The following is a 24090-nucleotide window of genomic DNA, read 5'->3' as shown; positions in this document are numbered from 1 at the left end:
AGGCTGGCCTGAACGTAAATATTCCCGCTTAGTGCGGGGCGATTCGCTCATGGAGTCCGCTCCGACCTAGCCTGCGAAGGCCGCATAGATGGAGATAATTGAGCGTGCGGCCTTGTTTCGTGTAGCGTCTCGACGAGGCGATTGGCGTAGCCGCTTATCGAGTGGATAACGTTGTGTATATCTTGTGGTTGGCCTGGGTATGCTTTGACTCGCTCGGAAGTGCCCATTCCTGCACGATTTTTTATCGAGTTTCGCTTCACGCAAGCGGGGAAATGCGCAACACTCACTGCAAGCTCGGTTATTTCGGGTATCTTTGGGTATCATTCGCTAGCATGAGTGTGATGGGCATGTGATCGGAGCATATTGGCCGAGCCTTGTCGGCACTTGCCACGCCCGATGATGACGAACGTCGGTAACTCGCCCACTCAAGGGCGCTTGCCCAAAGGAAAGGACCATACAAAGGGATGGACGATAGCTTGGACAGCAATGACCAGGATCATGTACTGATCATCGAGGACGATGAGCGCCTCGCCGGCCTCACACGTGACTATCTCGAAGCAAATGGCTTTCGCGTTTCGCTGGAGCCCGACGGCGCTCGCGGTGTCGAGCGAATCGTTGATCTGCAACCGGATCTGGTGATCCTCGATCTGATGCTGCCGGGAGAAGATGGCCTGTCGATCTGCCGCCGCGCGCGCCCCGACTATGCCGGCCCGATCCTCATGCTGACCGCCCGCACTGACGATATGGACCAGGTGCTGGGGCTCGAGATGGGGGCTGACGATTACGTGCCCAAGCCGGTACAGCCACGGGTGCTGCTGGCGCGCATGCGCGCGCTGATGCGTAGAAGCGATGCCAGCGAAGCGGTGGGCGAGTCGCGGCTCACCTTCAATAATCTGGTGATCGACAGCGCCACCCGCGAAGCCTGGCTGGAAGGCGCTCGCATTGACTTGACCAGTGCCGAATTCGATCTACTGTGGCTGTTGGCGAGCCACTCCGGTCGGGTATTGACGCGTGAGGAGATATTCTCTCAGCTGCGCGGCATCAAGTATGACGGGCAGGATCGCTCCATCGACGTGCGCGTATCGCGAATCCGGCCCAAGATCGGCGATGATCCCAATCATCCCCACCGCATCAAGACCGTTCGCAGCAAAGGCTATCTCTTCGTCAAGGATGGTTGATGGCGATGTTGCGCCCGCTGGCCGACAGCACCTTCCTGCGAACCTATATGCTGATGGCCCTGGCTCTGGTAGCCACCTTCAGCCTGGCATTGGCCGGCTTTGCCATGGTCGATCAGGTGCGCCGCGAACATTACCGCGAGCAACTCGCCGAAGCGCCGATGCTGCTACTGGTCAGCCAGTTGGCTGAGCAGCCCGAGGAGGCGCGCCCAAGCTGGCTTTCCCAGCATAGTGATCGCTGGGACATCGGGCTGAGAGTGGGAGAGGTCGAACACTTTTCGCTCAACTACTTCGAACGCTCGCGGCTCGCCGATGGCCGTGTGCTGATCACGCCGCGCGGCGAGCGAGGCTGGCGTCTGCTCAAGCGCCTGCCCGGTGAGCCTTTACTGCTGGAAGCGGAGTTGCGCGGGCTGAGCGAGCAGCAGCTGCGCGGTCTGGCCGAAAGCCTGGGCGAATGGCTGGCGGATGAGTCTCTGCGCGTTGCACGGGTCGAGGCGCTGTCGCGCACCGCCCTGCCTGTCACCCTCACTGACCGGCCTCCCGAGGTGCTCGACTCCGGTCAGCTGGCTCGGCTCTACCAGGGCGAAGTAATCCTGCGTCTGCAACCGGAAAACTGGGCGCTCTCCGCCTACCTGCAATTGCGCCATGACGTTGGGGCTGCCCAGTGGGTTCAGATCGGACCGGTCACCGCCTTCGAACCGATGCCGCTGTCGCTGTCATTGCTGCTGCTGGTGGCCATGCTGGTCGTGCTGGCGGCCACCATCTACCTGATCGTGCGTGGCGTCGAGGCGCGCATGGCACGCCTCGAGCTCGCAGCCACGCGCATCGCCGGCGGCCATCTGGACACCCGAGTCAAGGTCGAGAGCGGCGATTTTCTGGGCCGCCTGGGGATGGCCTTCAATGGCATGGCAACACAAGTGCAGTCACTGCTGCGTGCCCAGCAGGAGATGATCCGTGCGGTCTCCCACGAGCTGCGTACTCCGGTGGCCCGGATTCGCTTCGCGGTGCAGATGGTCGAGGACATGACCGACAGCGAGCCGGTGCGCCGGCAGCTCTCGGGGGTCGATGCCGATATCGAGGAGCTCAATGGCCTGATCGACGAGATTCTCACCTATGCGCGGCTTGGCAGCGATCAGGCTCAGGGGACGGAGCTTGCCCTCGAGCCGGTCGAGTGTCGCGCCTTGGCTGGACGAGTGGTGGAGGCGCTGGCACCGCTGCATCGTCATCTCGAGTTGAGCCTGGTACCGGGCGAGGAGATCGAGATTCCCGCCGAGCCTCGCTACTTGCAGCGCGCCTTGCAGAACCTGGTGGCCAATGCCTGCCGGCATGCCGATACACGAGTGCGAATCGCCCTGTATCGCGATTCGCGATCGGTACGTGTCGATATCGAGGACGATGGCCCCGGGGTTCCCGAGAAGCATCGCCAGGAGATTTTCAAACCCTTCGCCCGCCTCGACGACAGCCGTACGCGTCGCTCTGGGGGGTATGGCCTTGGGTTGTCGATCGTGCAGAAGATCATGGTCTCGCATGCCGGCAGCATCATGGTCGACGACAGCCCCACCTTGGGCGGCGCGCGTTTTAGCCTGCTGCTGCCGGCGCCCGCCATGAGCATCAAGCAGGCCTGACCCCCTCCAGCACCGCAAAGGAGGTCTCCCGCGCGGTGCGCAGAAAATCCTCCATCCAGGCCGCGTCGCGACTCTCTTCGCGGATCGCGGCGAACAGCGTGCTCCACATACCCTCCTCGCCGAGCATGACACCCCGTACGTAGTCGCGCTCCAGATACTCGGTAAGTGCCCAGCTGGGCAGCGAGCATACCCCGCGCCCGCTGGCCACCAGTTGCATCATCATGATGGTCAGCTCGGCCGTCCGGATCTCCTTGGGGCGAACGCTGGCCGGATCGAGGAACTGACTGAAGATATCCAGTCGCGAGTGCTCCACCGGATAGGTGATCAGCGTCTCCTCGGCCAGATCCTCGGGGGTGGCCCATTGACGCGTGGCGAGTGGGTGCTGCTTGGCGACGGCCAGCAACCCTTCGTAACGGAACAGCGGCTCATAGACGACCCCGGGGAGCGGTTGCGGGTCGGCGGTGATCACCAGGTCGAGTTGTTCCCGGGAGAGCGCCGGCAGTGGATCGAAATGGTGGCCGCTGGGGATGTCCACCTCCACTTCTGGCCAGTGGTCGCGAAAGTGATCGATGGTCGGCATCAGCCACTGAAAGCAGCTGTGACACTCGATGGCCATATGCAAGCGTCCCTGCTCGTTGCCGGCCAGGCGTGCCAGGTCACGCTCCGCCATGCGTACCTGGGGCAGGATCTGCTCGGCCAAGGCAAGTAGCCGCTGACCGGCACGGGTGAACTCCACCGGACGTGTCTTGCGCAGGAACAGCGGGCTGCCGACCCGCTCCTCGAGATCTTTGATCTGGTGCGACAGCGCCGACTGAGTCAGGTGCACTCGCTCGGCGGCCTCCACCAGGGAGCCGGCATCACGCAAGGCGATCAGCGTGCGGAGATGGCGTAAATCGAGCATATTTATTAGATATTCTCACGATTATGATGATTTAATTTAGTTTGATTCATTTTATACCGCCAGCGACACTGATCGCATCCTTATGAAGAAATTTTTCCCAATTTTATTCGCTAATTCCTAGAGGATATAAATCATGACGCTGGCTCACACACTAGGCTATCCGCGCATCGGCGCGAATCGCGAACTGAAAAAGGCCACCGAGGCCTACTGGGCGGGCGCCATTGACCAGGCGGCTCTGGAACTCACCGGACGTGAGCTGCGCCAACGGCATTGGAAGGCGCAGCGTGACGCCGGGCTCGATCTGGTCACGGTGGGCGACTTCGCCTTCTACGATCAGGTGCTCAACGTTTCGGTGATGTTGGGAGCAGTGCCGGCGCGCTTCGGTCGCGTCGATGGCGAAGTGGATATCGATACCAGCTTTCGCATGGCCCGGGGGCGCGCTCCCAGTGGAACGCCGGCTGCCGCCTGCGAGATGACCAAATATTTCGATACCAATTACCACTATCTAGTCCCTGAACTGCACGCCGGTCAACGCTTCCAGCTTGCTTGCGAGCGTCTTTTTGCTGAGGTCGACGAGGCACTGGCCGCCGGTCATGCGGTCAAGGTCGCACTCACCGGACCGCTGACCTGGTTGTGGCTGGGCAAGGTCAAGGGTGACGATCCGCAGTTCGATCGCCTGACGCTGCTCGACGAGATCGTGCCGGTCTATGGCGAGATTCTCTCAAGGCTTGCCGGCCAAGGCGTTGAGTGGGTGCAGCTCGACGAGCCGGCCTTGGTTCAGGACCTGCCTCAGGCCTGGAAACAGGGCTTCGAGGTGGCGTACAGCAAATTGCAATCGGCCCCGGTCAAGTTGCTGCTAGCCACCTACTTCGGTGGCCTTGGCGACAATCTGCAACTGGCGGTGAGCCTACCGGTAGATGGGCTGCACATCGATGCGGTACGCGCCCCCGGCCAGGTGACCACGGTCATCGACCACCTGCCCGGCTACAAGGTGCTCTCGATAGGGGCCATCGACGGCAGGAATATCTGGCGCGCCGATCTGGCCGTGCTGCGCGAGACATTCGGCGAGGCGAGGCTGCGTCTTGGCAATCGGCTGTGGCTGGCGCCGAGCTGTTCGCTGCTGCACGTACCGGTGGATCTCGAGGCGGAGACCGAGCTTGACGGCGAACTCAAGAGCTGGCTCGCTTTTGCCCGCCAGAAGCTAGACGAGGTGGCGAGCCTGGCGCGGCTACTCGACAATCGCGCCAGCCCCGATGACGATGCGCGACTGCAAGTATCGAGCCAAGCCAGCGAAGCGCGGCGCCGCTCCACGCGCATTCACAGGCCCGCCGTGGCCGAACGGCTAAGGCAGGTGACGGCGAACGATGTCGAGCGAACCAGCGCCTATCCGCAGCGTGCCGCAACGCAACGCACGCACCTCAAGCTGCCGCCGTTTCCGACCACTACCATCGGCTCCTTCCCGCAGACCGGTGAGATTCGCGACGCGCGCCGGGCGCTCAAGGCCGGCGAGCTTGGCGAGGCGGAGTACGAGGCGCGGATGCGCGACGAGATCGCCTACGCCGTGGCGCGCCAGGAGGCGCTTGGGCTGGACATGCCGGTGCATGGCGAACCGGAGCGCAACGACATGGTCGAGTACTTCGGGGAGTTGCTCGAGGGCTTCGCCTTCACCCGCTTCGGCTGGGTGCAGAGTTATGGCTCGCGCTGCGTCAAGCCACCGGTGATCTTCGGTGACGTTAGCCGTCCAGCGCCCATGACGGTACGCTGGAGCGCCTATGCCCAGACGCTTATCGACAAGCCGATGAAGGGTATGCTCACCGGCCCGGTGACGATTCTGCAGTGGTCCTTCGTGCGCGATGACCAGCCGCGTGCCATGACCTGCCGGCAGATTGCGCTTGCGCTGCGCGACGAGGTGGCCGATCTCGAGGCGGCGGGTATCCAGGCGATCCAGATCGACGAGCCGGCGCTGCGCGAGGGGTTGCCGCTGCGTCGCGTTGAATGGCAGGGCTATCTCGACTGGGCGGTGGAGTGCTTTAAGCTCTCGGCGGCGGTGGTGCGTGACGAGACCCAGATTCACACCCACATGTGTTACTCGGAATTCAACGACATCATCGCCTCGATCTCCGCGCTGGATGCCGACGTGATCACCATCGAGACTTCGCGCTCCGACATGGAACTGCTCGACGCCTTCCAGAGCTTCGAGTATCCCAACGAGATCGGGCCGGGAGTCTACGACATCCATTCGCCCAACGTACCCGAGATCGACGGGATGGTCGCGTTGATGGAGAAAGCGCTGGAGCGCATTCCCGTCGAGCGCCTATGGGTCAATCCCGATTGCGGACTCAAGACTCGCCAGTGGGCCGAAGTCGAGCCGGCGCTGGCCAACATGGTCGAGGCAGCCAGGGAGCTGCGCCGCCGTCACGCCTAGGGCGCAAGCCGAGCGCTCGACCAGCCGCCGGGGCCAAACGCCCCGGCGGCTGTTATGCTTGGCCGACGCTGATTAGACCGACTACAAGGAACCCTCGATGCCGCCGTCGCTTGTCCAACCTCGCCTCTGCCGCCCCGCCCCGTGGATAGTGATGGGCAGCATTCTGCTATTGACTGGGTGCGCCTCGGCGCCTCCCGTGCAGGAGCAGGGCAAGCCAGCGGTAGTCGATAGTTCCGCGGCGCTGGCGATCTCCCCGCAGGGAAACGAGGTGGAGATAGAGGCGCTCGTGCACGAACCGGCACCGTTGATGCCCTCGGTCTTCTTTGCCGGCGGGGCGGGGGAGTTCGCTTCCTGGCGTTGCCAGCCAGCGCAGGATCTGGTCTCGGCCCAGGCGGATGCCGAGCTGCGACTGTGGTCGCAACTGGGAGCCTATCGTCTCGCGCCCGCCGTGGTGGCCAGTGGCGCGCGCTATGTGGTCGACGACCTGAGCTTCTGGAACAGGGGTGAGGAGGCACTGGTGGAGAGCAATAATGGGCGGCTCGCCTGCCAGCGCGATATGACCAGGCGCAGCATGACGCGCATCGACCGGCCCGGGGTGATGTTCCACGGACGTGGCAACGAGCCGGGCTGGGTGGTGAGTCTCGATCACGATGCCCCACGCCTCACGCTGCTGCTCGACTATGGCGAGCGGGAGCTGACCCTGCCCTATCGTGTCGAGGCCCTCGACAACCAGGAAGGACGCATGGTGCTGACCAGCGGCCAGGCCACGCAGCCCTTCACCCTGAGCCTCGAGGCGCGGGCCTGCTTCGACGACATGAAGGGCGATCCCTTCCCGGTGCGCGTCACCCTCGGCATCGACGGCAGAACGCTCAGAGGCTGCGGGCAGGGTATCGCACCCTGACCTACCCATGACTCGCTAGCAGCTCTCCTCGGTATGCCACCGGGCTTCGACATGCTCGCCCAGGCATAACCGCCGTCCGGCATCGAAGATGCGCCGCGCCAGTTGCGTCAATGCGTCGCGATCGCCGCGAGACTCGCTATCGAGCTCGAGCTGCTCCGTATACTGAGGTTGCCAGCCTTCCTCGTCGCGGGTGGCCAGGGTGAAGGTGAACGGGTGAAAGCCGGGAAAGCCCAGGCGCAGGTCGGTGGCGGCCAGTGCCGGCGTGTCGCCATGGTCATGGACCTCGTAGCGCAGGAAGGGGCCGGCGAACCAGCCGAGGCGCTCGCCTGCGGGAAGCGCCAGGGCCTGCTCCTGCCATTGCGCCCCCCGGGAAAAACGCTCCAGCTGCAAGGGCGCATCGCCATCGAAAAGACCCATCAGCCCCTCGTAATGATCGTCACCCTCGATGAGCGTGACCCGCCACAGCAGGGTATTGAAGGGGCTTGGCTGCACCAGTCGCGGGGCCTCGTCGAGTCCGCGTTCGGCCAGCGCTGGTTCCAGGCGGCTCTCGATCACCGCCTTGGCGCCTAACGCGAAGAGTAGATAGGCGCAGGAGAGCGCCAGGCCCCAAGCCGGCGCCCGGCGTCCATTGCCAGTGAACAGCGCCACGATGACGCCCACCAGTAGAGGAAGGGTATAGAGCGGGTCAATGATGAAGATGACCGGCCAACCGCTGGGGTGTACCTCCAGCGGCCACCACAGCTGGGTACCGTAGGTGGTCAGTGCATCGAGCAACGGGTGGGTGGTCAGGCAAAGCACGAAGAACAGCCACCAGTGACGAAAGGGGATGTCTCGGGCCGGGGCGAAACGCGAGCACAGTGCCGCCAGCAGCGTACCCAATCCGCTGAGCACGAACAGCGAGTGGCTGAAGCCGCGATGCTCGGTGAAGTTGGCCACGGCATCGCCGTAGTCGATGAGCACATCCAAGTCGGGCAGAGTGCCGAGGGCGGCACCGATCAGCAACGCCTTGCGTCCTAGGCGGCGGCCGAGCACGGCCCCGCCCACGGCGGCACCGAGTACCGCCTGGGTAAGCGAATCCATGGGGGAACAATCTCCTTATCCTGTCAGTCTTACGGGCCAGTCACGCATGATGCTGGAATGCCCAATGCTGCGCCAGATCATGATAATGCCTCATTGCTACTCGCTTGCCAGGCTTCGGCATTGGCAAGCCTTGCCGGGCTTGCCATGATGCCTTTACCGCTTTTCTGTTTCTGGAGTCGATTGTCATGATCCCTTCTATTCGTCGTAGTGTGGCGGGTTCGCTGCTCGCCTTGATGGCCACCGCTTCCTGGGCCAGCGAACCCATGGTCGAGATGTTCAAGGATCCCAACTGTGGATGCTGTTCGGCCTGGGCCGAGCACCTCGAGGCCGAGGGCTTCGTCGTGCATGCTCACGATGCCCGCGACATGCGCGCGGTGAAGGCCGAGCACGGTGTGCCGCCCGCCCTGGCTTCCTGTCATACTGCGCTGGTCGATGGCTACGTGATCGAAGGCCATGTGCCGGCCGCCGACATTCGCCGCCTGCTCGAAGAGGGCAGCGACATTGTCGGTCTGGCCGTGCCGGGCATGCCGCATGGCTCGCCGGGCATGGAGACCGGTCGTGTCGATGACTATGAGGTGATCAGCTGGCGCCAGGGCGAGGAGCCCGAGGTGTTCCAGCGCTATATGCAACAGTGACTGGGAGAAGCGACGACATGCAGTATCTGCACACCATGGTACGCGTCAGTGATCTTGACGCCTCGCTGCATTTCTACTGCGACTTGCTGGGACTGAAGGAGGTGCGTCGCAAGGAGAGCGAGAAGGGGCGCTTTACGCTGATCTTTCTTGCTGCACCGCAGGACGAGGCGCGCAGCACCGAACGCCAGGCACCGGAGCTTGAATTGACCTACAACTGGGACCCCGAGGAGTATGGCGGTGGGCGCAACTTCGGCCATCTGGCCTATCGTGTCGACGATATCTATGCGCTGTGCCAGCATCTCCAGGACAACGGCGTGACCATCAACCGTCCGCCGCGTGATGGCCACATGGCCTTCGTGCGCAGCCCCGATGGCATCTCCGTCGAGCTGCTGCAGGAAGGCGAGGCGTTGCCGCCCCAGGAGCCCTGGGCTTCAATGGAGAATACCGGCAGCTGGTGACAGCCAGGCCGTTTCGCCCAAGAAGGAGCTTCGCTCAAGGAGGAGCACATGCCGCTCGACGATACAATGCGCGAGGCGTTTCGCCGCGAGGCGCAGCATCTCGAAGGCGCCGATCTCCCTACCTATCGGGAGTTCGACAAGGATCCCCTCGAGCCGATCATCGGTCTAGGCCCCCGCGACGCTCCGGTGGGCTTCTTCGGGCGCGACCCGGGCAAGCAGGAGGTGAAGTGGGGCGAGCCGTTCATCGGAAGTGGTGGGCAGAAGGTGCGTCAGGGGCTCTATCTGGCCATGCATGGCGAGCCGCTGCCCGACTTCGAGGCCTCGCGAGAGGTGGGGCGCCATGTGTTCTGGGCCAATACCGTGCCCTACAAACCGACTGGCAACAAGGCCTGGTCGATGGCCGTCAAGAAGCGCTTCCAGCCGCTGATGGCCGAACTGCTGATCGAATACTGGCAGGGCCGCGACGTGATCACCCTGGGCCGCGAAGCCTTTCTATGGTTCGGTATCAACCAGCCGCGCGACGTGCGCCAGGCGCTTGAAGCATTCTGGCGGCGTGACGATCGCTTCGAGGCCTGCCACACCACCACGCTCACCCTCGAGGATGGCCGCGCGGCGACCTTCGAGCTGGCACCGCTGCCTCACCCATCGCCACTCAACCAGACCTGGTTCAAGCGCTTTCCCGAGCTGCTCAAGGCGCGTCTGGAGCAGCTCGGCGTGGCCCAGCGCCTGGCGGCCAAGGTCTGATTGCTCAATCCGGCCGATAAGCCGTGCTGCCACTGCCCAGAAACACGATCGCCAGCGCCCCGAACAGGAACAGTCCCTGCAGCTCCAGTGCCCAGCCACCTGCACCGCCTAGGGCGAGCAGCTCGTGGCTGTGCACGAGATAGATCGCAACGATCATGTTGGCTGCCATCAACAGGCCGGCGATGCGTGTCTGCCAGCCGATGATCGCCATCAAGGGGGCGATGACCTCTCCGATGATCACGCCGTAGGCGAGGAAGCTCGGCAATCCCTGGGCGGATACCGCATTGCCGATCCAGGTCAGGCTGCCGGGGTTGAGCAACTTGGCGACACCGTGCAGCAGCAGCAGGCCGCCAATCGACAGGCGCAGGATAAGTTTGCCGAGTGCATCGTTATGCAGGGCATGAAGCATGGTGGTTCCTTGGCAGGCGTATCGGGAAGTTCTCTACTTTGCCATCCTGCCCGTCACAATGACAGCCGCCGGACCGGGAAGGCGGGAAGGAAAGAAAGCCGATTCAGGCGTTTGCGGAGCGCTGGCCAAGCGCTTTGCGATACGGCACTCTAGCGCGCGTGCCCTTGGTGAAGAGGAATGACGATGGTAAGACCCTGGATGGTAGGAGTGACGTTCGCGGTACTTCTGGCAGGCTGTTCAAGCTCACCCGCGCCTGCGCCGGAGCGTGGATCAGGGCAGGTGAGCCAGGCCTCGCCCGTCATTGGTCCTCGCTGGCAGGTGATTCTGCTGGGCACCGATGAGGGCTGGTCAGGTGAGCAGCCCGCCTATATCGAGGTGGAGCCGGGGCGGGGCGGGGCGCCGCGCCTGACCGGCAGCAATGGCTGCAATACCCTGAATGGCGAGGTGCGTTTCGACGACGGCAATCGCATCCAGATCGGCAACCTGGCCTCCACGCGCATGGCATGTCCTAACGCGGACAAGGCCCAGCGGGTCGAGGCCATGCTGGAGAACGCTTATCGCTACTTGATCGACCATGACCGGCTAGTGTTCTTTGGCAGCGATAGCCGCGTGCTGGGCGCTTTTCAGCGGCGCTGATACTCACGCCCGATAAGCGCACCGCCGCCGGCAAGAGCCGGAGGCGGTGTCGAAACGCTGCATCAGGTTGCGGCGGTTTCGGACCGCTGATTAACGCGCGGCGGTTTCGGGCCGCTAAATCAGAGCGCGGCGATCTTGTCGCGCTGTTCGGCCAGCAGATCTCGGGCGGCCCGGTACTCCTTGAGCTTGCCGCGCTCCTTCTCGACCACCGCCTCCGGCGCCTTGGCAACGAAGCTTTCGTTGCCGAGCTTCTTCTCGATGCCGCCGATCAGCTTGTCCTGCTTTTCAATCTCCTTGGCCAGGCGAGCGAGCTCGGCCTCCTTGTCGATCAGGTCGGCCATTGGCACCAGCACTTCCATGTCGCCGACCAACTGGGTGGCCGAGAGCGGCGCCTGAGTCGGGTCGTCGAGCCAGGTGACGCTCTCGAGCTTGGCCAGCTTGGCCAGGAATGGGCGATTGGCCTCGAGGCGCGCGCGGTCGGCATCGCTGCCCTTGGTCAATAGCACCTCGAGCGGCTTGCCCGGCGCAATGTTCATCTCGGCGCGAATGTTGCGCGCCGCGACGATCACCCCCTTGAGCCACTCGATATCGCGGGTCGCCTGCTCGTCGATCTTCTCCTGCTCCGGCTGCGGCCAGGGCTGGTTCATGATCGACTCGGATCCGTCGCCTGCGGCCTTGCCGGCCAGTGGCGCCACGCGCTGCCATATCTCCTCGCTAATATAGGGCATCATCGGGTGCGCCAGGCGCAGGATCGTCTCCAATACACGCACCAGGGTGCGGCGGGTGCCGCGCTTGGCCGCCTCGCTGGCGCCTTCATCCCACAGTACCGGCTTGGAGAGCTCCAGGTACCAGTCGCAGTACTCGTTCCACACGAAATCGTAGAGCGCTTGCGACGCCTGATCGAAGCGGAACTCCTCCATCGCTTTGGTGACCTGGGTCTCGGTCTGCTGCAGGCGCGAGGCGATCCAGCGGTCTGCCAGGGACAGCTCGTCCTCGGCTCCATCTGCCCCGCAGTCCTGGCCCTCGGCATTCATCAGCACATAGCGCGAGGCGTTCCACAGCTTGTTGCAGAAGTTGCGGTAGCCGTCGAGGCGGCCCATGTCGAACTTGATGTCGCGCCCGGTGGTGGCCTGCGACAGGAAGGTGAAGCGCAGCGCATCGGTGCCGTGGGGCTCGATGCCCTCGGGGAACTCGTCGCGGGTGGCCTTGGCGATCGCCTTGGCCTTCTGCGGCTGCATCATGTTGCCGGTGCGCTTCTCCAGCAGCGTGTCCAGCTCGATGCCGTCGATCAGGTCGATGGGGTCGAGCACGTTGCCCTTGGACTTGGACATCTTCTGTCCCTGGCCATCGCGCACCAGGCCGTGGACATAGACCTGCTTGAACGGCACCTCGCCGGTGAACTTCAGGGTCAGCATGATCATCCGCGCGACCCAGAAGAAGATGATATCGAAGCCGGTGACCAAGACGCTCGAGGGATGGAAGGTGGCGAGTTCCGGGGTCTTCTCCGGCCAGCCCAAGGTACCGAAGGTCCACAGCCCGGAGCTGAACCAAGTGTCGAGCACGTCGTCGTCCTGGGTCAGGACGATATCGTCACCCAAAGCGTGTTTCTCGCGGGCCTCGGCCTCGGTGCGTGCCACGTAGACGTTGCCCTCGGCGTCATACCAGGCGGGTATGCGGTGACCCCACCACAGCTGGCGCGAGATGCACCAGTCCTGCAGATCGCGCATCCACGAGAAGTACATGTTCTCGTAGTTCTTCGGCACGAACTGGATGTCGCCATTCTCCACCGCCTCGATGGCGGGCTTGGCCAGGCTCTCCACGGCGACGAACCACTGGTCCGTGAGCAGCGGCTCGATCACGTCGCCGGAGCGGTCGCCATGGGGCAGGGTGTTGTTGACCGTTTCCACCTGCTCGAGCAGGCCGGCGGCCTCCATGTCGGCGACTATCCGCTTGCGCGCCTCGAAGCGGTCGAGGCCAGCGTAGGCCTCGGGCAGACTGGGGTCGATCTCAGGCAGCGGGCGGCCCTGGATGTCGAAGGCCTCGGCCTTCGGCAGGATCGCCGCGTCCTGGGTGAAGACGTTGATCAGCGCCAAGCCCTGGCGGTGGCCCACCTCGTAGTCGTTGAAGTCATGGGCCGGGGTGATCTTCACGCAGCCAGAGCCCTTCTCCATGTCGGCGTGCTCGTCGGCGACGATGGGAATGCGCCGCCCGACCAAAGGCAGCTCGACGAACTTGCCCACCAGCGAGGCGTAGCGCGGGTCTTCGGGGTTGACCGCCACCCCAGTGTCGCCGAGCAGGGTCTCGGGACGGGTGGTGGCGACGACCAGGTAGTCGTGGCCGGCATCGGTCTTGACGCCGTCGGCCAGCGGGTAGCGGAAGTGCCAGAACTGACCCTGCTGCTCGCGGTTCTCGACTTCCAGATCGGAGATGGCGGTGTGCAGGGTCGGGTCCCAGTTGACCAGGCGCTTGCCGCGGTAGATCAGGCCCTCTTCGTAGAGGCGCACGAAGACTTCCTGTACCGCCTGATAGAAGCCGTCGTCCATGGTGAAGCGCTCGCGGCTCCAGTCGACACTGGCGCCCATGCGGCGCAGTTGGCGGGTGATGTGGCCGCCGGATTCACGCTTCCACTCCCACACCTTGTCGATGAAGGCGTCGCGGCCCAGGTCGTGGCGGCTCTTGCCTTCTTCGGCGGCGACCTTGCGCTCGACCAGCATCTGCGTCGCAATGCCGGCGTGGTCGGTGCCTACCTGCCACAGGGCGTTGTGGCCCTGCATGCGTCGCCAGCGGATCAGGGTATCCATGATGGTATCCTGGAAGGCGTGACCCATGTGCAGGCTGCCGGTGACGTTGGGCGGCGGAATCATGATCGAATAGGGGGTACCTTCACCGGAGGGAGCGAAGCGGTTGTCAGCTTCCCAGCGCTGGTACCAGCGGGTTTCGATCTGTTCGGGTTGGTAGGTCTTTTCCATGGATTCTGGACTCTGCAAGACAGGTGGCGAGGTTCGCGCCAATCGCGCACGACGAACGCAATATCGAAAATGGGCCCGATTATAGCGCCCGGGGCGGCGGGCGTCATGGCGAGCGCTTACCCTTGCTGGGCGGGGAGCTTGTGAGCGGTGACCGAATAGCCACGCTGCTTGTAGGTCTGCCAGCAGTCGCGTTTGGCAGTGAGTACGTCCTGATGCTGGTTGATGATCTCGGCGACGCGCTCGAAGCGCGAGAACCACTCGGGAATGTCCGGGGCGAGATTGAGCATCGCCTGGGCGCCTGGGGCGGGCGGACCCTGCCAGCCAATGGTGACCATGTCGGGAACCTCGTCGGCCGGCTGGCCTTCGCCGGGCTCATCGAGCAGGCGGTGGGGCACGAAGCTGTCGGGACGGAAGGTCCACAGCACATCGTCGAGCTCACGCGCCATGGCTTCGTCTTCGGCATGCAGGTGCAGACGATATCCCTTGCGGTAGATCGTCTCCGCCAGCCGACAGGCGAAGGCGAGGCGCGCTTCGAGCGTCGTGTCGGGGAGGATGTAGAAGTCGACCTGGGTCATATTAGGCCTGCTTGGACGTTGCCTGTCGGTCAGGCCCCGGGGCCGGAGCATCGCTAAGGCGTTGCGACCCATCTTGGGCGCGGCATTCGCCATCCATGGCGAATGACCTTGGCTGCGGACAGCCGCCGGTGCCTGGAAGAGATGAGTCGTGTTGCTATGCCAGGCGTGTGAGCCAGCCATGCGTGTCTTCGCCGCGGCCATACTGCAGGTCGAGCAGCTTGGTACGCAGGCGCTTGGCCACCTCGTTGGTGTTGCCGCCCTTGAGCCGGATGCGCTCGTCATCGCTGACCAGCTCGCCGACTGGGGTGATCACCGCAGCGGTACCGCAGGCAAATATCTCGGTGATCTCGCCCGATGCCGCGCCCTCGCGCCACTCGTCGATGCTGATCGGGCGCTCCTCGGGCGTCAGCCCTCCGTCCTTGGCCAGTTGCAGGATCGAATCCCGCGTCACCCCCTCGAGAATGGTGCCGGTGAGCCTCGGCGTGACGACGCGGCCATCGGCATAGACGAAGAATAGGTTCATGCCGCCGAGTTCTTCGACCCATTTATTCTCAGTGGCATCGAGGAAGGCGACCTGTCCGCAGCCGTGGGCCTCGGCTTCCTTCTGAGCGGCGAGCGAGGCGGCGTAGTTGCCGCCGCACTTGGCAAAACCGGTGCCGCCCGGCGCGGCGCGGTTGTAGTTCGAGGAGAGCCAGATCGAGACCGGCTCCACGCCGCCCTTGAAGTAGGCCGCGGCGGGCGAGGCGATGACGTAGTAGTCGACTTCATGGGAGGGACGCACGCCGAGGAACTTCTCGCTTGCGATCATGAAGGGGCGCAGGTAGAGGCTCGATTCATCGGCCTCGCTGGCCGGCGTGGGGACCCAGTCCTGATCCGGGGTCAGCAGAGCGCGCAGCGAGCCGACGAAATCCTCGTCGGAAAGCTCCGGCAGTGCCAGGCGACGGGCGCTACGGCGGAAACGCTCGGCATTCTTCTCGGGCCGGAAGGTCCAGATCGAACCGTCGGCATGGCGGTAGGCCTTGATGCCTTCGAAGATCTCCTGGCCATAGTGCAGCACGGCAGCGGCGGGATCGAGGGTCAGCGGGCCGTAGGGGCGTACTTCATGGCCATGCCATCCGGCATCCTTGGTCCAGCGTACATGGGCCATGTGGTCGGTGAAGTAGCGGCCAAAGCCGGGGTTCTTGAGGATATCGGCACGAATGTCGGCCGCCATTGGCTGGGCATTCGGCAACAGATCAAAATTCGCAGTGGGCACGGCTAGGTCTCCGCTACACCTGAGCGCAGGACGCGGCCTCTTTCGGGGCGCTACCTCTCAGGGCAATATTGGAACACCGAGCCGGGGAGTCCCGGCTCGGTGCGTGGCATTAAGGACACATCACATGTAAATGTCGCCGAGAGAAAAAGGCAACACCTGCATGGCATTACGTAATCAGTCGTCGGCGACCTCGACTTGGGCCTCCGCTTCGCGATCCAGCAGGTACTGGGTCAACAGTCCCACAGGACGACCGCTGGCACCTTTCTGCTTGCCGGAGGTCCAGGCGGTGCCGGCGACATCCAGGTGCGCCCAGGGGAACTTGTCGGCGAAGCGCGAAAGGAAGCAGGCGGCGGTGATGGTGCCGGCCGGACGACCGCCGATGTTGGCCAGGTCGGCGAAGTTGGACTCGAGTTGCTGGTGATACTCCTCCCACAGGGGCAGGTGCCAGGCACGATCCCAGGCGGTCTCTCCGGCATCCAGAAGGTCGAGCGCCAGGTCGTCGTCGTTGGAGAGCAGTCCGGTGGCGTGGTGGCCAAGGCCGACGATCACCGCCCCGGTCAGGGTGGCGATATCCACCACGCTTGCCGGCTCGAAGCGCTCGGCGTAGGTCAGCGCATCGCACAACACCAGGCGCCCCTCGGCGTCGGTGTTGAGCACCTCCACCGTCAGCCCCTTGAGGGTCTTGATGATGTCGCCGGGCTTGGTGGCGCGGCCATCGGGCATGTTCTCTGCGGCGGCGACGATGGCCACCAAATTGATCCTGGGCTTGATGGCGAGCACCGCCTTGACGGTACCGAACACGCTGGCCGCACCGCACATGTCGAACTTCATCTCGTCCATGCCTTCGCCGGCCTTGAGCGAAATGCCGCCGGTATCGAAGGTGATACCCTTGCCGACGAGCACGTGGGGCGCCTCGTCGGCACTCCCGGCGCCCTGGTAGCGCATCACGATCAGTCGCGACGGCTCCTCGCTGCCGCGGCCCACGGAGAGCAGCGAGCCCGCACCGAGCGTCTCCAGCGCCTCCTCGTCGAGAATCTCCACGCTGAGCGCGCCCCGGGAGCCCTTGCCCAGCTGCTCGGCCTGTTCGGCCAGGTAACGCGGCGTGCAGACGTTGCCGGGTAGGTTGCCCAGCGTGCGGGTATAGTTGATGCCCTCGCCGATGGCGGCACCGAGACGAGCCCCCTCCTTGGCAGCGCTGGCGTCACCGCTCTCGCTGACCAGCAGCGTCACGCTCTCGAGCTTGGGTGCAGGCGCTGGCTCGGACTTGAACTCGGTGAAGCGATAGATGGCGCGCAGTGCAGCTTCGGCCGTCATGCGCGCTTTCCATTGGCTGTCGCGGTTGGGGACCGGCACATCGGTAAAGGCAACGGCGGCATCGCCCACCGGCAATTTGGCCAGCTCGCCGAAGGCGGCATCCAGTGCCTTGCGGAAACTGCCCTCGTGACACTTGCCGCGAGCGCCAAGCCCTACCAGCAGCATGCGCTCGGCATTCAACCCCGGGGCGAAGGGAATCATCTGCACGTTACCCAGCTCGGCGGTGAAGTCACCACGCTCGATCAGTTGTCCAATCAGCCGCTCGCTGGCATCGTCGAGCTTGGCGGCGACCGGCAACAGGTCGCCATCCTTGAATACCGGAACCACGAGACACGCCGCTTCGGCCTTGGCCGGATTGGCCGTCTGAACAGGGAATTCCATGACGTCTCCACAAGACAAGCGAAAGAGGATTCTGGATAATGCCGGCACGGCGTTGGCCGCTGCCGAATGACTTCAGTGTACGCAAAGCGCTTCGCCATTGCATGGAGATCGGCACATGCCGTGCCAAGGAGTACCGGGAGAGTGGATTGATCATATTTCGTTATCTGGCCCGTGAGATCCTGCTGACCATGGCTGCGGTGGCGGGGGTGTTGCTGCTGGTGATCATGGGCAGTCGCTTCATTCGCTACTTCACCGACGCTGCCGAAGGCGATATTCCTGCCCACATTCTCGGCACCCTGATGCTCTATCACCTGCCGGGTTTTCTCGAACTCATTCTGCCGCTGGCATTCTTTCTCGGTATCCTGCTCGCTTACGGCCAGCTCTATCTCAATAGCGAGATCACGGTCCTGGTGGCTTGCGGCATCAGTCCGCGCAGGCTGACGAAGATCAGCCTGCTGCCGGCCACGCTGGTGGCGACAATGGTGGCGCTGTGCAGCTTGTGGCTGACGCCGGCTGGCGCGCTCAATAATGCCATCATGCTCGAGGAGCAGCGCAGCCAGCTCGACTTCTCGGTGCTGGGGCCAGGGCGCTTCCAGGACTTTGGTGGTGGCCGGACGGCCTACATCGAGGGGCTCGAGGATAACCAGACCCGCATGCGGGGCGTCTTCATCAGCGAGCGCCAGCAACGTCACGACGGGACACCGGAGGCCGCCGTCACGCGTGCGCAAGGCGGGTACCAGACCGTCGATAGCGAAACCGGCAGCCGCTTTCTGGTGCTGAGCGATGGCGAGCGCTTCAGCGTCGAGCCGGGGCGCTTCGACGCAGAGCATCTGCACTTCGAGACCTATGCGGTACGCCTGTCGCGAGCCGAGGAGATGCGCGAGCTCGATTCGACGGAGTATGCCACCACCGGCAGTCTGCTGCAGAGCGATACGCTGGCGGCCAAGGCCCAGTTGCAGTGGCGCTTCAGCATGCCGATTGCGGTATTCATCCTGACCCTGATCGCTCAGCCGCTGGCCAAGGTCAACCCGCGCCAGGGGCGTTTCGCCAAGTTGCTGCCGGCGATCTTTCTGCATATCAGCTATTTGAGCCTGATGTTGGCGGCGCTCGATGCCATCGAGCGCGGCACTCTCCCACCGGCGATCGGCATGTGGCCCATCCATGCCGTCTACCTACTGTTCGGGCTGTGGCTGACGAGTCGCTCTCAGAAGAGGGGGATGCGTTGATGCTGCTCGATCGTCTCGACCGCTATATCGCCCGTAACGTCCTGGCGGCGATCATCGTCGTCCAGGTGGTGCTGCTGGGCCTCGACCTGGTGATCTCCTACATCAACGATCTGAGCGACGTGGAGGGCGACTATGGCGCTTTTCATGTTCTTTATTACCTGATCCTGCGCTTGCCGTGGCGCTTCTACCAGTATGCCCCGGTAGGGGTGTTGATCGGGGCACTGATCGGTCTTGGCACCATGGCCTCAAGCAATGAATTGACGGTGATGCGTGCCGCCGGGCGCTCGCTGGCGCGCATCGTGTGGGGCGTGATGAAGCCGATCATTGTGGTTGTGATCGTGGTGCTGTGGATCGCCGAATACGTCAGTCCCCGCACCGAGCAGTACGCCGCAGCCTGGCGGATCGAGCAGCTCCAGGGGGAGGGGGCGGTATTGACCCAGCATGGCGGATGGCAGCGCGAGGGCGATGCCTTCTATCGGTTTGGCGCCATTCGCGCCGACGATACCGTGCTGGACCTGCTGCGCTACGAGTTCGACGGCGAGACGTTGCGCTCTGCCTCCCGCGCTGCTCGGGCCGTCTGGCGGGAGGACGCCTGGCTGCTCGAGGATGTCGCCATGACCCGCTTCGAAGAGGAGCGTACCGAGGCAAGCCATTACCAGCATCTGCGCTGGGAGACCAACCTGACGCCCCAGCAGCTCAATCGACTGCTGAGCAGGGTAGAGAGTCAGGCGCCCAGTGAGCTATGGGCCTATGCACGCTTTCTGACCGCGCAAGGGCAGGAGGCCACCCAGCCGCTGCTGTTCTTCTGGCAGAAGATGCTGATGCCGCTGACCATGGGGTCGCTGGTTCTGGTGGCGGCCTCCTTCGTGTTCGGCCCGCTGCGTAGCGTGGCCGCCGGCACGCGTGTGTTCTATGGCGTGATCACTGGGCTGTGCTTCAAGTACATGCAGGACCTGTTGGCACCGGCCTCCATGGTATTCGGCTTTTCGCCGGCCTGGGCGGTACTGGTCCCGATCCTGCTCTCCGCAGGCACGGGACTCTATCTGTTACGCCGAAGTGGATGAGATTTGATGCGAAGACGTTTCACTGAACTCGACAATACCTGGCCGGCAGGCCTGCTGCGCCGGCTTGCCGCGATGCTCTATGACCTGCTGCTGATCGTCGCCGTCTGGATGATGATCGGTTTCGTCGGTGTGGCGCTCAATCATGGTGAGGCCAACGAGACGCCGCTATTTCACAGCCTGCTGTTCATTGTCACCTTTGCCTTTTTTGCCTTCTTCTGGATGCGTGCCGGCATGACGCTGGGCATGCAGGCATGGCGCCTGCGCGTCCAGACGCCGGAGGGGACCAGCCTGACGCTGACGCAGTGCCTGGTGCGCTTCCTGGTGGCCGGGGTCTCGCTCGCTGCGTTTGGGCTCGGCTACTGGTGGGTTCTGTTCGATTCGCAGCGTCGTAGCTGGTCGGATATTGCCTCCGGCACCCAGGTCGTGGTGCTGCCCAAGGCGGAAAAACGTAAAAAGTCGTAACCCGCTATTGCAAGAGCTTCTGCGAATCATTTACATTCACCTCAGCGATGCGTAGCGAGGTGATGTGATGTTCGTATGTCTATGCAAGGGTGTAACCGATCGGGCCATTCGTGAGGCTGTCAGCGACGGTGCACGCAGCTGGCGTGAAGTGCGCGAGCAGACGGGCTGTGCCACCCAGTGCGGCAAATGTGCCTGTGTGGGTAAAACGATTACCCGTGATGCGGTCAGTGCCGAGATGACCTTTGCAGACAGCAATCTTGCCTACGCAGTCTGATCGAAGGGCTCGCCTCGTACGAGGTTCCTGCCTCTGAGTTATTGCGATTGGCAGGCGCTAATTCCTGGCAAATGCGACTCTGTCCCAAGATACTGTTTTATTAGACTTTTTCCCTTTTTTTGGCAATACTCTTCCAGTCGTCGCCAACACAGGCGACACTCATGTCTATGTTTTGTCATGACCACGTCTTGAGGAGAACCGTCAATGAAAGGCGACGCCAAGGTTATCAGCTACCTTAATATTGCCCTCGGCAACGAACTGGTAGCCATCAATCAATACTTCCTACATGCCAAGATGTACAAGGACTGGGGCCTCAAGGCACTGGCCAAGTGGGAGTACGAAGAATCGATCGACGAGATGAAGCACGCCGACAAGTTGATCGAGCGTATCCTGTTCCTGGAAGGCGTGCCCAATCTACAGGATCTCGGCAAACTGCACATCGGTGAGAACGTGCGCGAGATGCTCGAGGCTGACCTGCGCATCGAGCACGAGGGTCGCAACGACTATATCGAGGCGATCACCTACTGCGAACAGGTCAAGGATTATGTCACCCGCGACATGTTCCGCGACATCCTCGCCGATGAAGAGGAGCACATCGATCACATCGAGACCGAGCTGGGTCTGATCGACAAGGTCGGTATCGAGAACTACATGTTGCGCCAGATGCAGGAAGCGGGCGACGAGTGATCCGTTAATGGGCTGCATGGCCGGGTGCGATATACATCCGGCTAGCGTGCACCCTTTCAGTTAACTGTCATACACAACAAGGCATCCTATTGGTGCCTTGTTGTTTTCTGTGCGTTCCATTTTAGTGCGTCCCGAGTAGTGTCGCCCGGAGTACGGTGCCCCAAGATGGCGCGCAAAGATTGACGTTTGGTGTTTCGCGAGACATTGGCAAGAAAACTGCATTACAAAAGCGACCACCTAATGTAGAGATCTTCTTCATGAGTCGCTTCCGTTCCCGCCAGGCGCTGATCGCCGGGCTGCTTGGCTTCTCCCTGTGCTCCGCCTCGTTGTCGCATGCCGATGAGACACGTATCCGTTTCCAACTCGACTGGCGCTTCGAGGGGCCTTCGGCGCCCTTCCTGATGGCGGTCGACCGGGGCTATTTCGCCGACGAAGGATTGTCCGTGCAGGTCGATTCCGGCAGCGGCTCCGCCGGGGCGATCAATCGTATCGCCTCCGGTGCCTACGAGATGGGCTTCGGCGATCTCAACGCCCTGGTCGAGTTCCTCGCCGAGAACCCCGATGCCCCGGGCATCCAGGGCGTCTACGTAGTCTACGACGGTTCGCCGGCAGCGGTACTGGCACGCAAGGATCGAGACATCGAAACGCCCGCTGATCTGGTCGGCAAGACCCTGGCTGCGCCGGCCTTCGATACCGGCTACCGGGCCTGGGGGATCTTCGCCAACGCCAATGGCATCGATACCGACAGCGTGACCTGGCAGAACGTCGATCCGGCGCTGCGCGAGACGCTGCTCGAGCGTGGCGACGTGGATGCCATCACCGGTTTCTACTTCACCAGCCTGCTCAATCTCGAAGGGCGCGGCATGAGCGAGGAGGCGCTGACCATCATGCCGTTCCCCGACTACGGCGTACCGCTCTACGGCAACGCGATCATGGCTCGCCAGGATTTCGCCGAGCAGAACCCCGAGGCAGTGGAGGGCTTCCTGCGCGCCTTCAACCGGGCGTTGAAGGAGACATTGGCCGATCCCGACGCCGCCATCGAATACGTGCGCGCCCGCGATGGGCTGATCGATGTGGAGATGGAGACGCGGCGGCTCAAGCTCGCCATCGAGGGCTCCATCGATACCGAGGAGGCGCGTGCCAATGGTGCCGGTGCCGTCGATGAGGCGCGCCTGCGCGAGTCGATCCAACAAGTGGCCGATGCCTACGGGCTGGCTGCCGTCCCTGAGGCCGAACAGGTCTTTACCTCACGCTTCCTGCCTCAACAGGAAGCGCGCATGATCTTCCCCGAGCGCTCGGAGTGACGACATTGGCAGCTTTCACGCCCTTCGTGCGCTTCGATGGGGTCAGTCTGGCCTACGACACCAGCGGCAACGCCATCGAGGAGATCACCCTCGATATCGAGGAGGGTGAATTCGTCGCCTTCGTCGGGCCGAGCGGTTGCGGCAAGTCCACCTTCATGAAGCTATGTACGGGGCTACACGGCCCCACGCAAGGATGCGTGACGGTCGATGGCGAGCCGGTCAGCGGGCCGCTCAAGATTAGCGGCATGGCATTCCAGAATGCCAATCTGTTGCCATGGCGCACCACGCTGGACAACGTGCTGCTGCCGCTGGAGATCGTCAAGCCGTATCGCTCGCAGTTCCGCAAGCGCAAGGAGGAGTTTCGCGAGCGCGCCCGCCAGCTGCTCAAGACCGTGGGTTTGGAGGGGTATGAAGACCAGTACCCGTGGCAGCTCTCCGGTGGCATGCAGCAGCGCGCCTCGATCTGTCGAGCACTGATCCACGAGCCGCGCCTGTTGATGCTCGACGAGCCGTTCGGGGCGCTGGACGCCTTCACCCGGGAGGAGCTGTGGTGCATTCTGCGCGACCTGTGGGAGGCGCAGCGCTTCACCGTGGTGCTGGTCACCCACGACCTGCGCGAGGCCGCCTTTCTGGCCGACACCGTCTACGTGATGAGCAAGCGCCCCGGTCGTATCCTGGAATGTCGCGAGATTGAGCTGCCCCGCCCCCGTGAGCTGGAGGTGACCTACAGCGAGCCCTTCACTCAACTGGTGCTCGAGCTGCGTGCCAGGATAGGCGAGATAAGAGGAGGGCGGACATGACCCCAAGGACACGTGAGCGGATCGCCCCCTGGGTGGCCGTCGTCGGGCTGGTCGCGATCTGGGAAGCGATCGTGCGGATCATGGGCGTGCCCGAATTCATCTTCCCCGGCCCCTGGGCCACCGCCCAGGCACTGGTCACCTTCGCCGGGCCCATCGGCGTGCACTCCTGGCAGACCTTCTGGACCACCATGGCGGGCTTCGCCCTTGGCGTGGTGGTGGGGCTGGCGCTGGGCTTCGTCGTCGGCTCGTCGCGCTTTCTCTACCACGCCTGCTATCCGCTGCTGGTGGGCTTCAACGCCATACCCAAGGTCGCTTTCGTGCCGATCCTGGTAGTGTGGTTCGGCATCGGCTCGGTGCCGGCGATCCTCACCGCCTTCCTGATCTGCTTCTTCCCCATCGTGGTCAACGTCGCCACCGGGCTCGCGACCCTGGAGCCGGAGCTCGAGGATGTGCTGCGCGTACTGGGCGCGCGTCGGCTGGACGTGTTGCTCAAGGTCGGCCTGCCACGCTCGCTGCCCTACTTCTTCGCCTCGCTCAAGATCGCCATCACGCTGGCCTTCGTCGGTACGGTGGTCTCGGAGACGGTGGCTTCCAACCAGGGCATCGGCTACCTGATGATGAGCGCCGGTTCGCAGATGCGGATGCCATTGGTGTTTGCCGGACTAGTGGTGATCAGCGCCATGGCGATGGTGATGTACGAGCTCTTCGCCTTTCTGGAGAAGCGCATGACGGGGTGGGCGCATCGCGGCCAGAATCGCTAGCAGGTGGACGCTGCCGCATGGCGCATCGA

23 protein-coding genes are annotated in these 24090 nt (G+C 63.3%); 16 read left to right on the top strand and 7 right to left on the bottom strand.

The genetic code is table 11. The features are described 5' to 3' along the window. Positions 1-464: 464 nt before the first annotated feature. Positions 465-1178 carry a winged helix-turn-helix domain-containing protein gene (locus HJD22_RS03500; protein ID WP_208654264.1) on the top strand — a complete coding sequence of 238 codons (714 nt, stop codon included), beginning with the start codon at positions 465-467 and terminating at the stop codon, positions 1176-1178. Next, positions 1178-2800, top strand: coding sequence for an ATP-binding protein (locus tag HJD22_RS03495; protein ID WP_340163034.1), 1623 nt, complete (start codon positions 1178-1180; stop codon positions 2798-2800). The genes HJD22_RS03500 and HJD22_RS03495 overlap by 1 nt, the downstream gene beginning before the upstream one ends. Here HJD22_RS03495 and HJD22_RS03490 read toward each other — a convergent pair. Then, positions 2787-3701 carry a LysR family transcriptional regulator gene (locus HJD22_RS03490; protein WP_208654263.1) on the bottom strand — a complete coding sequence of 305 codons (915 nt, stop codon included), beginning with the start codon at positions 3699-3701 and terminating at the stop codon, positions 2787-2789. The two genes, HJD22_RS03495 and HJD22_RS03490, sit on opposite strands and share 14 nt — an antisense overlap. Positions 3702-3834: 133 nt before the next feature. Between HJD22_RS03490 and metE the strand changes: the two genes are divergently transcribed. After that, positions 3835-6126, top strand: coding sequence for a 5-methyltetrahydropteroyltriglutamate--homocysteine S-methyltransferase (gene metE, locus HJD22_RS03485; RefSeq protein ID WP_208654262.1), 2292 nt, complete (start codon positions 3835-3837; stop codon positions 6124-6126). Positions 6127-6223: 97 nt separating this feature from the next. Beyond that, entirely contained in the window at positions 6224-7027 is an 804-nt protein-coding gene (locus tag HJD22_RS03480; RefSeq protein WP_208654261.1) for an MliC family protein, read from the top strand. A gap of 15 nt (positions 7028-7042) precedes the next feature. Here HJD22_RS03480 and HJD22_RS03475 read toward each other — a convergent pair whose 3' ends face one another. Next, positions 7043-8107 carry a metal-dependent hydrolase gene (locus HJD22_RS03475; RefSeq protein WP_208654260.1) on the bottom strand — a complete coding sequence of 355 codons (1065 nt, stop codon included), beginning with the start codon at positions 8105-8107 and terminating at the stop codon, positions 7043-7045. Positions 8108-8292: 185 nt separating this feature from the next. Between HJD22_RS03475 and HJD22_RS03470 the strand changes: the two genes are divergently transcribed. From HJD22_RS03470 to HJD22_RS03460, 3 genes are read left to right on the top strand one after another with little or no spacing between them, the layout of a single operon-like run. Further along, a complete protein-coding gene (locus HJD22_RS03470; RefSeq protein ID WP_208654259.1) occupies positions 8293-8742 on the top strand; it encodes a DUF411 domain-containing protein in 450 nt (149 codons plus the stop codon). A 17-nt stretch (positions 8743-8759) separates the two neighbouring features. Beyond that, positions 8760-9200 (top strand): VOC family protein, encoded by a 441-nt coding sequence (locus tag HJD22_RS03465; RefSeq protein WP_208654258.1) that lies wholly within the window; start codon positions 8760-8762, stop codon positions 9198-9200. 48 nt (positions 9201-9248) lie between these two features. After that, positions 9249-9944, top strand: coding sequence for a uracil-DNA glycosylase family protein (locus HJD22_RS03460; protein ID WP_208654257.1), 696 nt, complete (start codon positions 9249-9251; stop codon positions 9942-9944). A gap of 4 nt (positions 9945-9948) precedes the next feature. On the opposite strand, the gene HJD22_RS03455 is transcribed toward HJD22_RS03460, so the two are convergent. Beyond that, a complete protein-coding gene (locus tag HJD22_RS03455) occupies positions 9949-10353 on the bottom strand; it encodes a DoxX family protein (RefSeq protein WP_208654256.1) in 405 nt (134 codons plus the stop codon). A 183-nt stretch (positions 10354-10536) separates the two neighbouring features. Here HJD22_RS03455 and HJD22_RS03450 point away from each other — a divergent pair, with 183 nt between their 5' ends. Further along, positions 10537-10989, top strand: a complete 453-nt coding sequence (locus HJD22_RS03450; RefSeq protein WP_248730087.1) for an META domain-containing protein — start codon at positions 10537-10539, stop codon at positions 10987-10989. A 119-nt stretch (positions 10990-11108) separates the two neighbouring features. Here the strand turns inward: HJD22_RS03450 and HJD22_RS03445 are convergent, their stop codons facing one another. From HJD22_RS03445 to HJD22_RS03430, 4 genes are all read right to left on the bottom strand, one after another. Continuing rightward, positions 11109-13958, bottom strand: coding sequence for a valine--tRNA ligase (locus HJD22_RS03445; RefSeq protein ID WP_208654254.1), 2850 nt, complete (start codon positions 13956-13958; stop codon positions 11109-11111). A 116-nt stretch (positions 13959-14074) separates the two neighbouring features. Next, the gene (locus HJD22_RS03440; protein ID WP_208654253.1) at positions 14075-14533 is read right to left on the bottom strand and encodes a DNA polymerase III subunit chi; all 459 of its coding nucleotides are present in this window, start codon (positions 14531-14533) and stop codon (positions 14075-14077) included. Between the two features lie 154 nt (positions 14534-14687). After that, positions 14688-15788, bottom strand: a complete 1101-nt coding sequence (locus HJD22_RS03435; RefSeq protein WP_248730086.1) for a branched-chain amino acid aminotransferase — start codon at positions 15786-15788, stop codon at positions 14688-14690. A gap of 174 nt (positions 15789-15962) precedes the next feature. After that, entirely contained in the window at positions 15963-17483 is a 1521-nt protein-coding gene (locus HJD22_RS03430; RefSeq protein WP_208654252.1) for a leucyl aminopeptidase, read from the bottom strand. A 146-nt stretch (positions 17484-17629) separates the two neighbouring features. Between HJD22_RS03430 and lptF the strand changes: the two genes are divergently transcribed. The 8 genes from lptF (at position 17630) to HJD22_RS03390 (ending at position 24061) form a co-directional block, all read left to right on the top strand. After that, the gene (lptF, locus tag HJD22_RS03425) at positions 17630-18709 is read left to right on the top strand and encodes an LPS export ABC transporter permease LptF (RefSeq protein WP_208656752.1); all 1080 of its coding nucleotides are present in this window, start codon (positions 17630-17632) and stop codon (positions 18707-18709) included. Beyond that, a complete protein-coding gene (gene lptG, locus HJD22_RS03420) occupies positions 18709-19773 on the top strand; it encodes an LPS export ABC transporter permease LptG (protein WP_208654251.1) in 1065 nt (354 codons plus the stop codon). Before lptF ends, lptG begins: the two co-directional genes overlap by 1 nt. A gap of 6 nt (positions 19774-19779) precedes the next feature. Next, positions 19780-20235, top strand: a complete 456-nt coding sequence (locus tag HJD22_RS03415; protein WP_208654250.1) for an RDD family protein — start codon at positions 19780-19782, stop codon at positions 20233-20235. A 67-nt stretch (positions 20236-20302) separates the two neighbouring features. Then, positions 20303-20509 carry a (2Fe-2S)-binding protein gene (locus tag HJD22_RS03410; protein ID WP_208654249.1) on the top strand — a complete coding sequence of 69 codons (207 nt, stop codon included), beginning with the start codon at positions 20303-20305 and terminating at the stop codon, positions 20507-20509. Between the two features lie 204 nt (positions 20510-20713). Next, the gene (gene bfr / locus HJD22_RS03405) at positions 20714-21196 is read left to right on the top strand and encodes a bacterioferritin (RefSeq protein WP_208654248.1); all 483 of its coding nucleotides are present in this window, start codon (positions 20714-20716) and stop codon (positions 21194-21196) included. A 257-nt stretch (positions 21197-21453) separates the two neighbouring features. Then, positions 21454-22500 (top strand): ABC transporter substrate-binding protein, encoded by a 1047-nt coding sequence (locus tag HJD22_RS03400; RefSeq protein WP_208654247.1) that lies wholly within the window; start codon positions 21454-21456, stop codon positions 22498-22500. A 5-nt stretch (positions 22501-22505) separates the two neighbouring features. Continuing rightward, positions 22506-23300, top strand: a complete 795-nt coding sequence (locus tag HJD22_RS03395) for an ABC transporter ATP-binding protein (RefSeq protein ID WP_208654246.1) — start codon at positions 22506-22508, stop codon at positions 23298-23300. After that, positions 23297-24061, top strand: a complete 765-nt coding sequence (locus tag HJD22_RS03390) for an ABC transporter permease (RefSeq protein ID WP_208654245.1) — start codon at positions 23297-23299, stop codon at positions 24059-24061. The genes HJD22_RS03395 and HJD22_RS03390 overlap by 4 nt, the downstream gene beginning before the upstream one ends. Positions 24062-24090: the final 29 nt, after the last annotated feature.

Source organism: Halomonas sp. TA22, from assembly GCF_013009075.1.
Classification (GTDB): Bacteria; Pseudomonadota; Gammaproteobacteria; order Pseudomonadales; family Halomonadaceae; genus TA22.
The sequence above is the reverse complement of the archived record's forward strand: the minus strand, read 5'-3'. Positions and strand labels throughout refer to the sequence as shown.